This window comes from Rhizobium sp. KNZ2-6A (assembly GCF_056755475.1).
The window spans coordinates 215,640-229,077 of record NZ_JBNDIC010000003.1 but is presented as its reverse complement, the minus strand read 5'-3'; the positions used below and the strand labels follow the sequence as shown (position 1 = coordinate 229,077).

The window sequence follows — 13,438 nt, the reverse complement described above, 5'->3', positions numbered from 1 at the left end:
GCTTAGAAGACCTTGCCTTCTTCCAGATGCGTCGTGGTGCCGTTGATGTAATAATCGCCGACCACCCTTGCCTTGTGCAGCAAGGGGTTATGGTTGAGTACGGTGCGAATGTTGCGCCAGTGGCGATCGAGATTGAGATGGCGCGACGTCGCCGAACCGCCGCCGAGCTCGAAGACATTGGTCGCAGCAGCCAGGGCAAGCTGCGATGCGACAATCTGCGTGCGCGCCGTCGTCAGCGCGCTGTCGACCAGAGCCGTCTCCAGTGCCTGCGGATCGTCGCCTGCAAAGGCCTCGGCCGTCCGGTCGAGCGCGCGGGCGCTCTCGCGGATCAGCGTATCAACCGCGAAGGAATTGGCTGCGATCTCGCCCAATATCTTCTGGACGAAAGGATCGGCATTGGCCGTCTCGGCGGCACTGTGGGCTGCCGAGCGCGCCTGTCTGCGTACATATTCGGTGCCTTCTGCCAGCGCGCCGCGGACCGCGCCTGCCATCGAGGCGGCGAGATGCAGCTGGCGCAGCGTGGACGTATGCCTGCCGATCAGCGTGCTCAGCCCACGCCTCGAAACCTCGTGCGGCAGGACTTCGACGTCTTCGAGCAGCACGCCGCCGCTTGCCGTCAGCCGCTGCCCTATGCCGTCCCAATCGTCAAGAATGGTGATCCCCTTGCGATCGACCGGCAGCAGGACGCTGACGAGCTGGTCCTCATCGTCCTTGGCGCTGAACGACGCAAAATCGGCAAACGCCGTGCCGGTCGCATACCATTTTTGCCCGTTGAGCCGAAAGCTCTCACCGGATTTCGTCAGCCGTGTCGTCACGTCTCCGGGACGTTTCGTACCCTGCTCCGTATGAGCGCCGCCGAAGAGCTTGCCGCTCAAGACGCGGGCAAGCTGCGTACGATCGACCGCGCTGCCCGGATTGAGCAGCAGCGCCTCGGTGAAATTGAAATGGCTGCGGAGCGCGTGGGCGACATTGGAATCGGCCGCGCCAATTGTCATCACCATCTCGATATAATCGAGCACCGATCCACCCGGCCCGCCAAGGCTCGTCGGTATGCGCAACGCACCAAGGCCCGCTTGCCTGAACAGCTCGAAAGCCTCGTGCGGGAGCTGGCGTTCGAGGTCCCGTCGTGCCGCACCTTTCGCGATTTCCGCAGCAAGCTCGGGCACTCTTGCAAGCAACGTCGCCCGATTGGTTTCGACGGGTACGGAGAGCACGGCTGATGAAGCTGTTATGGGCATGAAAGGCTCTTTGCGCCGAAAGGAAAAGGCCCCGCTCAAGCAGGGCCTTGGGCTGGATGATCAGGCTACGGCGCGAGCAAGCGGCACGACGTTTTCAGCATCGCCGGCAGCACTCACCGGAACCCGGCCTTCGACAGGATGGCTCGGATCATTGAAGCCTGGCGTGGACGGATGGCCTGTCGTGACAAGGCGATCGACCAAGGCCTCATCCTCGGCGGTAAGCTTGACATCGAGAGCACGAATATAGCTGTCCCAGTGCTCCTCCGTGCGCGGCCCCGTGATCGCCGAGGTGATCAGTCTGTTGTTCAGCACCCAGGCGATGGCGAATTCGGTCGGCGTAACTTTCTTTGCGGCAGCATGCGCGGCAATTTCCTGGGCGATAGCGATGGATTCGGGACGCCATTCGGTTTCAAGAATGCGCTTGTCGCCGCGGCCTGCGCGCGTGTCGGCGGCAGGCGCTTGCCCCGGCTCATACTTGCCCGTCAGCACGCCGCGCGCCAAGGGCGAGTAGGAGACGACGCCGAGGCCGTAGTGATAGGCGGCCGGCAACTGCTCGGCCTCGGCGGTGCGGTTGACGATATTATAAAGTGGCTGGCTCGCGACCGGACGGTCGATGCCGAGCTGATCGGCGAGATGCGAGATCTCCGCGATGCGCCAGCCACGGAAATTCGACACGCCGAAGTATCTGAGCTTGCCGGCCCGAATGAGATCGGCAATCGCGCGCACCGGCTCCTCCAGCGGCGCGTCGAAAACGGCGCGATGGAAGTAGAGGATATCGATGTAATCGGTGTTGAGACGGCGCAGCGAGTTCTCAACGGTCTCGATCACCCATTTGCGCGAATGACCGCCGAGATTGGGACCTTTCGTGTGCGAGTTGACGAACTTCGTCGCGAGCACCCAATGATCGCGGCTTGCCTTGATGCCACGGCCGACCACCTCTTCCGATTTGCCGTCATGATAGACGTCGGCGGTGTCGATGAAATTGACACCCTGGTCACGGGCCTTGTCGATGATGCGGAAAGCGACATCATCAGGCGTCGGACCGCCGAACATCATCGTGCCGAGGGTAAGAGGCGATACCTTCAGCGCGCTGCGCCCGAGATAGCGATAGTCGACCATGTCATTTCTCCATTTCATTCTGCGTGATGGCAGGCAACCGCATGGCCGCTGCCCATTTGCCGGTAGGCCGGATCATCGGTCCGGCAGATGTCTGTTGCGAGCGGACAGCGCGTGTGAAAGCGGCAGCCGGACGGCGGATTGTGCGGGCTCGGCAGATCGCCGGTGATCGGCGCCGCCTGCTTGCGCCGCGATGGATCGGGCACGGCGGCAAGCAGCGCCTGCGTGTAGGGGTGCTTGGCATCGCTCCAGAGCCTTGCCGTCGGCGCGCTTTCGACGATACGGCCGAGATACATGACGAGGACTCGGTCGGCGAAATAGCGCACGACCGAAAGATCGTGGGAGATGAAAAGATAGGAAAGCGACAACTCCGTCTTCATCTCGACGAGAAGATTGAGGATCTGCGCCTGGATCGACAGATCAAGCGCTGAAACGGGCTCGTCGCAGATGACCAGCTCCGGCTGCAGGATCAGCGCGCGGGCAATGCCGATGCGCTGGCGCTGGCCGCCGGAAAACTCATGCGGATAGCGATCGAGCGAATCCGGCGGCAGACCCACATGCACGACCATCGAGGCGGCAATGGCGTCACGGCTCTTGCGATCGCCGATGCCGTGCACACTAAGCGGTGCGGTCAGGATCGTCCGGATCGTCTGGCGCGGATTGAGCGAGGCAAACGGGTCCTGGAAGATCATCTGGATGTGCCGGCGGATCGACTGCAATTCCCTGCCCGACATCGCCGCGACATCACGTCCCTTGAAGGTCACGCGACCGGAGGTGGGATCGATGAGGCGCATCAGGGATTTGCCGAGCGTCGACTTGCCGCAGCCGGATTCGCCGACCAGCGCCACCGTCTCGCCCTCGAGGATCTCGAGCGAGACATCATCCACGGCCCGCACCGTTCCGGCCGCAGCGGGATAGTGCGTGGAAAGCCTATCGACCGACAGAAGCGACATGGGCTCTCTCCGCAATGGCTGGAACATAGGGGCAGGCCACCTCGCGGCTGGCCGAAACCTCGACGAGCGGCGGTACGGACTGCGCGCAAGCGGATCGTGCCACCGGACAGCGCGGCCGGAATGAACAGCCCTGCTCGCCGGCTGCGGAGACGATTGAGCCGCGGATTTCCGTCAGCGGCCCATCGCGATAGTGATAGTCGGCTTTCAAACGCGGCGACGCGGCAAGCAACCCTTGCGTATAGGGATGATACGGCGTCTCGAACAGCGCCCCCGGCAGGCCCTGTTCGATCTTTCGCCCGGCATACATCACGACGACGCGGTCGGCCCATTGCGCGACGATGCCGAGATCATGCGTGATGAGGATCACGGCCATGTTGAGTTGGCTGCGCAGGCGATCGAGCAGTTGCAGCACCTGTGCCTGTATCGTCACGTCGAGCGCCGTCGTCGCTTCGTCGGCGATCAAGAGCCTCGGACTGCAGGCAACGGCAATGGCGATCATCACGCGCTGGCGCATGCCGCCCGAGAGCTGATGTGGATAATCGTCGACGCGCTTGCCAGCCTCCGGAATGCTGACGAGATCAAGCAGATCGATTGCACGCTGGCGCGCCTGCTTGCGGCTCAATTTCTCATGAATGCGCAGCACTTCGATGATCTGGTCGCCGATCGTCAGCACGGGGTTGAGCGAGGTCATCGGCTCTTGAAAGATCATGGCGATGTCGTGCCCGCGAATGCGTCGCATCTCCCGCTCGGGCAATTTCAGGAGGTCGCGTCCGTCAAAGACGATCTCGCCCGCCGTCTTCGCATGCCGGGGCAGCAGCCCCATCAGGCCGAGAGCCGTCAGCGACTTGCCGGAACCGGATTCCCCGACGATCGCCAGCATCTCGCCGGCCACGGCGCTGAAGCTGACACCTTTGACAGGCTGTGCGCTACCGAAGCCGACGGAAAAATCGCGAACGTCGAGAAGCCAGGTCATCAGCGCTCCTCCGAGAAGCGGGGATTAAGGGCGTCGTTCAGTCCGTCGCCGATGAGATTGAGCGACAGAACCGTGAAGACGATGGCAAGGCCCGGCAAGGCGGTGAGATACCAAGCCGTACGGATGACATCGCGCCCAGCGCCGATCATCGAGCCCCAGGAGACGCGATTGGGATCGCCAAGCCCCATGAAGGACAGTGCCGATTCCATCAGGATTGCGCTTGCGACCATGACCGACGAGGTGACGATCAGGGGCGGCAGTGCGTTCGGCAGGATTTCCCGAAAGATGATGCGGGCATGGCCGAAGCCGAGGCTGCGGGCGGCGAGCACATAATCCTTCTCACGAATGGCGCGGAATTCGGCGCGGGTCAGGCGCGCGACCGTCGGCCAGCTGACGATTGCGATCGCAACGGTCACGGTCGATGTGGTCGGCTGCGCGATCGCGACCAGCACCACGAGAAGAACGAAGCTCGGTATGGTCTGGAAGATCTCGATGAGCTTGACGAGGAGATCATCGACCAGGCCGCTGAAATATCCGGCAAGTGCGCCGACGGTCACGCCGGCACCAAGGCCGAGCAAAGTCGCAGCGATACCGACAGTCAACGAGATCTGAGCGCCATGCAGGATACCCGCAAGAACATCGCGTCCCATGGAATCCGTGCCCAGCGGATAGGCCGAGTTCTGCCCAGGCCAGAGGAAGGGGCGCGCCACCATCTCCAGCGGATCGCCGGGATAGAGCACCGGCGCAAGCAGGGCCGCAAGTATGATGCCGGCGAGAACGGCTATGCCGAAGAGCGCATTGGGATTGGCAAGGAAGATCCTGAGTTCGCGCCGACGACCCTGCCAGCGTCCACCCGAGACGGCTGTGGTGCGCGCATCGGGTGCGTGGATATGGGTCCAGCGGCGTTCCGGAACAGGCGCAGCTTTTGCTTCCGTTTCTGATACCTTGGCACTGAAATCACGCGCCGTATCCGCATAGATCTTGAGCTCCCGTGCTTTCATCGGCTTGCTCCGATCCTGGGGTCGAGCCAGGCTTGCACAAGGTCGACTGCAGCATTGGCAATGATGACGAGAAGGGACGAAAGAAGCAGGATGCCGAGGAGCACACTGAAATCGCGGGCCATGACGGCCTCGAAGGCCAGCCGCCCGAGGCCGGGCCAGCTATAGACGGTCTCGACGACGACGGCGCCGCCCAGCATGCCGCCGAAATGCATGCCGGCCATGGTGGTGATCGGGATCAGCGCGTTGCGCAGCACATGCCGCGTCGTCAGAATGAAGGGCGAGACGCCTTTTGCCCGCGCGGTGCGGACGAAATCCTGTGACTTGACCTCCAGCATCGCGGCCCGCGTCAATCTTGCGTAGATGGCGAGATAGAAAAGGGCGAGCGATATAGCCGGCAGCACCATGTAGCGCACCCGGTCAAGCAGCGCCGGCAGGCCGGTCAACCTGGAACCGATGGTACTGTCGCCGCCGCTCGGCAGCCAGCCGAGCTTCACGGAAAACAGGAGGATCAGCATCAGCCCGATCCAGAAACCCGGAATCGAATAGAAAAGCAGCGAGATGATCGAGATCAACCGGTCCGGCAGCCGTCCGGCAAAGCTTGCCATCAGCGATCCGAGCGTCAGACCGATCACGATCGCGAAGATAAGTGCGGCCAGCATCAGGGTCAGGGTGCCGGGCAAACGCTGGCCGATCAGATCGGCGACCGGCATGCCGTAACGCGGCGAAAAGCCGAGGCTGAAATGCGCGAGATTGTTGAGGTAGTTCGCAAGCTGCACGAGGATCGGATTGTCCAGGCCGAAACGCTCGCGCAGGGCCGCCATCGTCTCGACCGTTGCCGAGCCGGCTTCGGCGGCCATGACGTCGGCGGCGTCACCCGGCGCCAGCTTCAGCAGGAAGAAATTCAGGATGACGATGCCAAGCACCGTCGGCACCGCCTGAATGGCCGTCCGGCGTAGTGTCCGCCCTATTCGCATATAAGCCGACATCGAAACTCCTCGGCAGCGTCATCGTATTTTTCGTCGCCGCATCGCAATAGTAGTTGACTAAATCTGTAGGTTTTGTCAAATCCATATTGGTAGATATTTCCAGAATTTCTTGAAATAGCGATATATTTTGGAAGTAAATTGCTCGATTTAGATAAATGAAAGTCTTTTTTCCTAAGGAATCGAACAAAGAGAATAAAGGAACCTACGGGAACCGTTCTTATCGAGAAGATAAAACCAGCCGTCGCTGGCACGCCGCAGTACGGCCCACCAAGATACGAGGCACCCTCAGATGATCAGACTTCGAACAATTTCCCGTCGCAGTTTCCTGCTCTCCTCGGCAGCGCTCGGCGCAACGATCATGACGGGAGCCGCCACATACGCGGCACCCTCCCGGGGCGGCTCGGCCACCCTCTTGCTCGCCGCCGAACCGCCGGTCCTGACGACCATCGCTCACACGGCCTACAACTCCGTCTATGTGTCGCCGAAGGTGACCGAGGGTCTGCTGACCTATGATTTCGACCTCAATCCGCAGCCGTTGCTCGCCAGACAATGGACTATCAGCGACGACGGCCTGCGCTACACTTTCAAGCTGCGCGACGGCGTCAAATGGCACGACGGCAAGCCGTTTACCGCCGACGATGTCGCTTTTTCGATCAGGACCCTCAAGGAGGTTCATCCACGCGGGCGCAATACGTTTCTCAACCTCGTCGAGATCGAAACGCCCGATCCGCTGACGGCGGTCCTGGTGCTTTCCAAGCCTGCGCCCTACCTGATCACCGCGCTTGCCGCGTCGGAATCCCCGATCGTCCCGCGCCATCTCTATGAAGGCACGAAGGTCGCCGAAAATCCGGTCAATCTGGCGCCTGTCGGCACCGGGCCGTTCAAGTTCAAGGGATGGGTGCGCGGCAGCCATCTCGTCTACGAGCGCAATCCGGATTACTGGGACCAGCCTCGTCCCTATCTCGATCAGCTGATCGTCCGCTTCATCCCCGATGCCGCCGCACGCTCCATCGCGATCGAAACCGGTGAAATCGATCTGGCGCCGTCCACACCCGTCCCCTTGAGCGATCTCGAACGCTTCAAGAGCGTGGAGAGCCTCGCCTTCGAAACGCGCGGCTATCAATATGCCAATGGCGTCAGCCGCATCGAGTTCAACCTTGAAAAGCCGGTCTTCAGGGATATCCGTGTCCGGCGGGCCTTCGCCCATGTCATCGACCGGAAGGTGATCCGCAACACAATTAACTATGGCTATGGCGAGCCGATCCCCGGGCCGATCAATCCCAACCTGGCGAAATGGTATGTCGCCGATCTGAAGATCTATCCGATCGATCTTGCCGCGGCGGAAAAGCTGCTGGATGAAGCCGGCCATCCGCGTGGCTCGGACGGCATACGCTTTCGCCTCAATCTCGATTATGTGCCGAGCGGCGAGCCCTATATTCGAGGTTCGGAATATATCCGCCAGGCGCTCGCCAAGATCGGCGTCGAGGTAAGCGTGCGCAGCCAGGATTTCGCCACCTATACCAAACGCATCTATACGGATCGCGATTTCGATTTCGCCTATGAAGGAATGAGCAACCTCTTTGATCCCACGGTCGGCGTTCAGCGGCTTTACTGGAGCAAGAACTTCAAGCCGGGCGTGCCCTTCTCCAATGGCTCGGCCTATAGCAATCCGAAGGTTGACGCGCTCCTTGAGGCTTCCGCCATCGAGGTAGACCCGAAGAAGCGGGTCGAACAATGGCGTGAGATACAGGAGATCCTCGTCGAGGACCTGCCGGCGCTCGATATCGTCAGCCAGCCGGAGCTCACCATCTACAACAAGCGTATCGCCGACCACACGCTCGGCGGCGAAGGTATCGCCGGCAGCCTCGCCTACGCCTATGTCGCAACCGCCTGAAGCATCGAAAGCAGGGAATGCCATGTCCATCCAGCACCCACCCGGCTCCATCGTGGGCCTGCCGAAATTCGCCGCACCGACCGATTTTCCGGACAGCCCCCTATCTCAGGCTTTGAAACAGCCCGTTCTTCTCGGCCTCTTCCTGCCGATCCAGGCCGGCGGCTGGACGCAATCGACGCTCGAACGCTCCACCGATTGGCGCTTCGACTACAACAAGGCACTGACGCTGCGCGCGGAGGAGTTGGGGTTCGATCTGGTATTCGCCCTGTCGCAATGGCTTCCCAAGGGCGGCTATGGCGGCGTCTTCAACGGACAGGCGCTCGACAGCTTCGTCTCGACCGCAGCACTTGCCGGCCTTACGAAGAAGATCATGCTTATCTCCACGATGCATGTCCTTTACGGGCCATGGCATCCGCTGCACCTTGCCAAGTTCGGCGCCACACTCGATCACATCACCGGAGGGCGCTGGGGCATCAATGTCGTCACCGGACATCGCGCCGTCGAGCACGAAATGTTCGGTTGGCAGCGCATCGAGCATGACAGGCGCTATGAGCTTGCGGCGGAATTTCTCGAAGTCGTGCAGCGGCTATGGAGCGACGACGAGAATTATTCCTTCGAAGGAGAGAGCAGCTGGAAGCTCGGTGGCGGCTTCGTCACGCCGAAACCGAATTTCGGCCGGCCGATCCTGGTGAGCGCCACCGGCTCGGATGCCGGCATCGCCTTTGCCGGCCGCTATTCCGATATCGTCTTCATCACCAGCCCGACGGGCGCGGATATCGACAGCGCCCTAGCATCCCTGCCGGCTCACACGAAGAGGGTGAAGGACGCCGCCGCCGATGTGGGACGTACTGTGCGCACCCTGCTCAACCCGATGGTTATTTGCCGGCCGACCGAGAAAGAGGCTTGGGAGCTGGCCGACCGCATCGTCGCCCATGCCGATCAGCGATCCCCACAGGGCTTCCAGTCGCTGAACTCCGACGCGCAGGCCTGGAAGGGCCGCGACGCCCAGGATCCTTATCGCTTCATCGGCGGCAATATTCGCGTCATCGGTTCTCCGGAGCAGGTGGTCGACCAGTTCGTCAAGCTGAAGGCGGCGGGCATCGACGGGCTCCAGCTCAGCTTCTTCGACTTCCGCGACGATCTGGAATTCTTCGGCAGCGATGTCCTGCCGCTGATGAAACAGGCCGGGTTGCGCCACTGAAAGGAACGATCATGACCAGCAATGCCATTTCCGAAATCTGGTACACACGCTGCCCCGTTCCAACCCCGGTCGGACTTGCAGCGCAGCTCGGCTATCTCGAAGACGGCTTTCGCAGCGAGGGTGTCGCGCTGAAATCCATCATCGACTCGCCGGATCGCAACATCCGGCAGAGCCATTTCAACCATACGCTCGACTGGTCCTTTCGCCATGGCGGCAATGTACCGCCCATTCGCGCGCGTTCCGAGGGCCGCCGCACGCGCCTCGTCGGCATCACATGGACGGACGAATTTCAGGCGATCATCACCTTGCCGGGAACCGGCATCCAGGCGACCAAGGATCTCAAGGGCCGGCGTTTCGGCATTGCCCGCCGCCCCGAAGGGATCGTCGACTTCATGCGAGCCACGGCGCTCAAGGGTCTCATCTCGGCCCTTTCGCTTGAAGGCCTGTCCATCGACGATGTCGAGATTGTCGAGATCGCGCTTGCCGATTCCGTGCTCGCGAGCCAGGAAGGGCCTTCGCTCTTCGGTCTCAAGCGCAGGCAGGCCTATGGTGAGGAGATCGCAGCGCTGCTGCGCGGCGAAGTGGACGCGATTTACGTCAAGGGAACCGCTGGCATCAACGTCGCCAACCTTATCGGCGCCGCCCAGGTTGCCGAGTTCGGCTTTCATCCAGATCCAAAGATCCGCATCAATTCGGGATCGCCGCGGGTGTTGACCGTCGACGACCTGCTGGCCGACGAGCGCCCCGATCTCGTGCGGAAACTGATCGAGGCGATCTTGAAGGCAAGCGCCTGGGCGGAGGCACATCCGGAAGAGACCCGCCGCTTCGTGGCGCGTGAATCCGGGGCGACCGAAGAGCAGGTTCTTGCCGCCAATGGGCCGGAAATCCACCGCCATCTCGGCCTCGGATTGGAACCGGACCTCATCGACGCCGTCGAGCACTACAAGAACTTCCTACGCGACTTCGGTTTCCTGGCCGGCGATTTCGATATCGGCGAATGGGTGGATCGCCGCCATCTCGACGGCTTTGCCGAACGTGCCGTCGCCTGATTGATGTAGCAACAACGATGACCGATAAACTCACCGATCTGCTGGGCAAGGCCAAAAGCCTTGCTGAGGACTTTGCTGGAACCGCCGCCTATCACGATGCGACCGGCGCCTTTCCCTTCGAAAACTTCGATAGGCTGTTCGATGCCAGCCTGCTTGGCCTCGTCAGCGGCCGGGATCGCGGCGGGCACGGCGAGGGCCTCACATCGGCGCAAGCCGTTATCAGCGAGATCGCCCGCGGCGAGCCATCGACCGCGCTGGTGCTTGCCATGCACTATACCTCGCATTTTGCCATCCGCCGCTTCGGCAAATGGCCCGCGCATCTGGCGGAGCGCGTGCTATCGGCAAACAGGCAGGGTGTGGCGCTGATCAACAATGCGCAGGCCGAGCCGCGCATCGGCTCGCCGGCCCACGGCACCCTGCCCGAAACGATCGCGCGCCGTGACGGTAATCGCTGGCGTATCTCCGGCCATAAAAGCTATGTGACCGGCATTCCGGTTCTCAAATGGGTATCGCTGCTCGCCGTCACCGATGAGCCGGAACCTCGGCTTGCCTCTTTCCTGGTGCCGACGGATGCCGCTGGCCTGCGTATTGAGAAGAGCTGGAATGCGGCCGGCATGCACGCGACGGCGAGCGACGATATCATTCTCGAAGACGTATCGGTGCCGCTCGACGATCTCATCGAAGCGCAGCCGGCCAGCGAGCCGATCCGCCGCGACGAGCATGCAGCAGCCTTCTTCTTCGGCCTGCTAGGTGCGGTCTATCACGGTGTCGCGACATCAGCGCGCGACCGCGCTCTTGGCTTTGCGAGCAAGCACAGCCCTGCCAGCCTCGGCGCACCGATCGCAACGGTGCCGCGCATCCAGGATGGGTTGGGTGAAATCGAGGTGCGGCTTGCGACGAATGCGCGATTGCTGCGCTCGCTCGGCGAGGATGTCGATGCCGGCAGGCCGGTCGGAATGGATGGCATGCATGTCCGCCACGTCGTCATCGACAATGCCGTTGCCGTCACCAGCCTGGCACTCGAGCTCGCCGGAAATCCCGGCCTCAATCGCGACTTCCAGCTTGAGCGCCACCATCGCGATGCGATCACAGCCCGGTCGCATGCGCCCCAGAGCCATATGATCCGCACGATCGCTGCGAGGAACGCATTGAGCCGGCTTGGCTAAGCCGGCTCCCTGATTGCAAACAACTAAGCCTGCCTCGACCCCTTCAAGCGTTCGGGCTCAGCCATATCTGGCCGAAGCTGTTGTTGATGCCCTGCGCCCCGGGTGCGAAATTCTTCACCCGCTTGTTGGCAACGATCTGCGCGCCCGCCGCCACCAGATCGACGGACACGACGTCGTCATGGATGATGTGCTGGAACTTGTACCAGAGCTGCCGGCGCTTGGCCTCGTCCGGCTCGGTGGCGGCTGCTTCAAGGACCGCATCGACGTCCGGGTTTGAATAGTGGCTGGCGTTGGAGAACACCAGGCCGATCTTGAAGTTCTTCGACCAGTAGGCGCGCTGCACTCCGAGCGTCGGATCGAACGTATTGGACAGGGATTCGATCACCAGGTCCCAGGCACGATCCGTATAGACGGTCTTCAGGAAAGTGGCGAGATCGAGCTTCAGGATTTCGGCGTCGATGCCGACCGCGGCAAGCGACTGCTTGATGAAGTCGGCATAGGAGGGCTGAAGAAAGGAGTTGTAGGCAAGCCGCAGCTTGAAACGCGTGCCGTTGGCGCCGCGCGGATAGCCGGCATCATCGAGCAGCTTGTTGGCAAGCTTTGGGTCTGGTTCACGCGCCTTGATGCTCGGATCGTACCATTTCGGCAATGCGGTGCTGATCGGGCTTGGAGAAACCTTGGCGTAGCCGAACAGAGCGATATCCACGAGCTTCTGCAGGTCGATGGCATGCGCGATCGCCAGCCGCACATCCTTCTTCGTCAGGATCTCGTTCTCATAATTGAAGAATAGCTGCTGCTGCGGCCCGGAATAGGCGTAGGTCGTCGTATCGACGGTGAGATTGGCATTGGCCTTCAGCCGCTCGATATCCGATAGCGGCACCGGATTTGCGCCAATGTCGATCTCTCCTGTCTCAAGAGCAGCCGCCCTTGCCGCCGGATCGAGGATGACGCGCAGGACGACGCGGTCGAGATAGGGCTTTGGCGCGTCCCAATAATCGGGGTTGCGATCGAAGATCAGATGGCTGCCCGGCACCCACTCCTTGAGAATGAAGGGACCGGTGCCGATCGTCTGCGCAAGCGTCGGCTGCTCGGTCGGCTTGAAGGCTTCATAGACATGCTTCGGCACGATCGGCGATTCCGAACTGCCGAGCGCGGAAATCAGATAGGGCGCCGGCTTGGAGAGCACGATGACAACCGTCAGGGGATCGGGCGTTTCGACCGAAGTCACGTTTTGAAAGGTGATGCGCCCGCGCGGATGCGCTTCCTTCAGGCGGAAGATCGTGAACTTGACATCCTCGGAGGTGAAATCCTTGCCGTCATGCCATTTGACGCCCTTGCGAAGCGCAAACGTGTAGCGAAGACCATCGCCGCTGACGGACCATGATGTCGCCAGAAGCGGCCTGGGATTGAGATCATAGTCGAAGTCGAGCAGTCCCTCGTTGATCTTCGGCCCGATCGCCTGTCCCGTACCCGAAGACGTGTTGATCGCAATCAGCGCCGTCGGATCGGGATAATAGGCCCAGTTCAGGGTTCCGCCGCTGACGGGCGTCTCCGCGGCACCGGCCAATCGCGGCAGGCTGCCGAATGCCAGACCGGCACCTCCGAGGAGCAATAATTGTTGGAATTGACGGCGATTGATCGACATAGGCTTCGCTCCGATGGTTTAGGCAGCAGGGCACAGCGTCCCGTTGCAAAAATGATCGTTGCGAATGTCTGGAATCCAAAGGCAGTTTTTCTAGCAGGCGACGAAAGCAATGCTTCGTGTCCTGCGGTAAATTGCAGAAAAGACGGGAATCCCACCGCCGATACCGACTGAGCCTGCCTCGAAGCAGTCAGCGATGGCCTTTTGCTGAAAGCGTTT

The 13,438-nt window shown here is 61.5% G+C and carries 11 protein-coding genes; 4 read left to right on the top strand and 7 right to left on the bottom strand.

The window, feature by feature from the left end:
- Window positions 1-2: 2 nt before the first annotated feature.
- From ACPYOP_RS03775 to ACPYOP_RS03750, 6 genes are read right to left on the bottom strand one after another with little or no spacing between them, the layout of a single operon-like run.
- Window positions 3-1,238 carry an acyl-CoA dehydrogenase family protein gene (locus ACPYOP_RS03775; protein ID WP_481409051.1) on the bottom strand — a complete coding sequence of 412 codons (1,236 nt, stop codon included), beginning with the start codon at window positions 1,236-1,238 and terminating at the stop codon, window positions 3-5.
- Window positions 1,239-1,298: 60 nt separating this feature from the next.
- The gene (locus tag ACPYOP_RS03770) at window positions 1,299-2,357 is read right to left on the bottom strand and encodes an aldo/keto reductase (protein WP_481409050.1); all 1,059 of its coding nucleotides are present in this window, start codon (window positions 2,355-2,357) and stop codon (window positions 1,299-1,301) included.
- A gap of 14 nt (window positions 2,358-2,371) precedes the next feature.
- On the bottom strand, window positions 2,372-3,307 hold the full coding sequence (locus tag ACPYOP_RS03765; protein WP_481409049.1) for an ABC transporter ATP-binding protein: 936 nt from the start codon (window positions 3,305-3,307) through the stop codon (window positions 2,372-2,374).
- Window positions 3,285-4,280 carry an ABC transporter ATP-binding protein gene (locus ACPYOP_RS03760; RefSeq protein WP_481409048.1) on the bottom strand — a complete coding sequence of 332 codons (996 nt, stop codon included), beginning with the start codon at window positions 4,278-4,280 and terminating at the stop codon, window positions 3,285-3,287. Before ACPYOP_RS03760 ends, ACPYOP_RS03765 begins: the two co-directional genes overlap by 23 nt.
- Window positions 4,280-5,281, bottom strand: coding sequence for an ABC transporter permease (locus ACPYOP_RS03755; protein WP_481409047.1), 1,002 nt, complete (start codon window positions 5,279-5,281; stop codon window positions 4,280-4,282). The genes ACPYOP_RS03760 and ACPYOP_RS03755 overlap by 1 nt, the downstream gene beginning before the upstream one ends.
- Window positions 5,278-6,267 (bottom strand): ABC transporter permease, encoded by a 990-nt coding sequence (locus ACPYOP_RS03750; RefSeq protein WP_481409046.1) that lies wholly within the window; start codon window positions 6,265-6,267, stop codon window positions 5,278-5,280. Before ACPYOP_RS03750 ends, ACPYOP_RS03755 begins: the two co-directional genes overlap by 4 nt.
- Window positions 6,268-6,556: 289 nt before the next feature.
- Here ACPYOP_RS03750 and ACPYOP_RS03745 point away from each other — a divergent pair, with 289 nt between their 5' ends.
- From ACPYOP_RS03745 to ACPYOP_RS03730, 4 genes are read left to right on the top strand one after another with little or no spacing between them, the layout of a single operon-like run.
- Window positions 6,557-8,161 (top strand): ABC transporter substrate-binding protein, encoded by a 1,605-nt coding sequence (locus ACPYOP_RS03745; RefSeq protein ID WP_481409045.1) that lies wholly within the window; start codon window positions 6,557-6,559, stop codon window positions 8,159-8,161.
- 22 nt (window positions 8,162-8,183) lie between these two features.
- A complete protein-coding gene (locus ACPYOP_RS03740; protein ID WP_481409044.1) occupies window positions 8,184-9,362 on the top strand; it encodes an LLM class flavin-dependent oxidoreductase in 1,179 nt (392 codons plus the stop codon).
- Between the two features lie 11 nt (window positions 9,363-9,373).
- Window positions 9,374-10,411: an ABC transporter substrate-binding protein gene (locus tag ACPYOP_RS03735; protein ID WP_481409043.1), complete on the top strand. Its 1,038-nt coding sequence runs from the start codon at window positions 9,374-9,376 to the stop codon at window positions 10,409-10,411.
- A gap of 17 nt (window positions 10,412-10,428) precedes the next feature.
- Complete coding sequence (locus ACPYOP_RS03730; protein WP_481409042.1) at window positions 10,429-11,577, top strand: acyl-CoA dehydrogenase family protein; 1,149 nt, start codon at window positions 10,429-10,431, stop codon at window positions 11,575-11,577.
- A gap of 43 nt (window positions 11,578-11,620) precedes the next feature.
- On the opposite strand, the gene ACPYOP_RS03725 is transcribed toward ACPYOP_RS03730, so the two are convergent.
- The gene (locus ACPYOP_RS03725) at window positions 11,621-13,222 is read right to left on the bottom strand and encodes an ABC transporter substrate-binding protein (protein ID WP_481409041.1); all 1,602 of its coding nucleotides are present in this window, start codon (window positions 13,220-13,222) and stop codon (window positions 11,621-11,623) included.
- Window positions 13,223-13,438 lie beyond the last annotated feature (216 nt).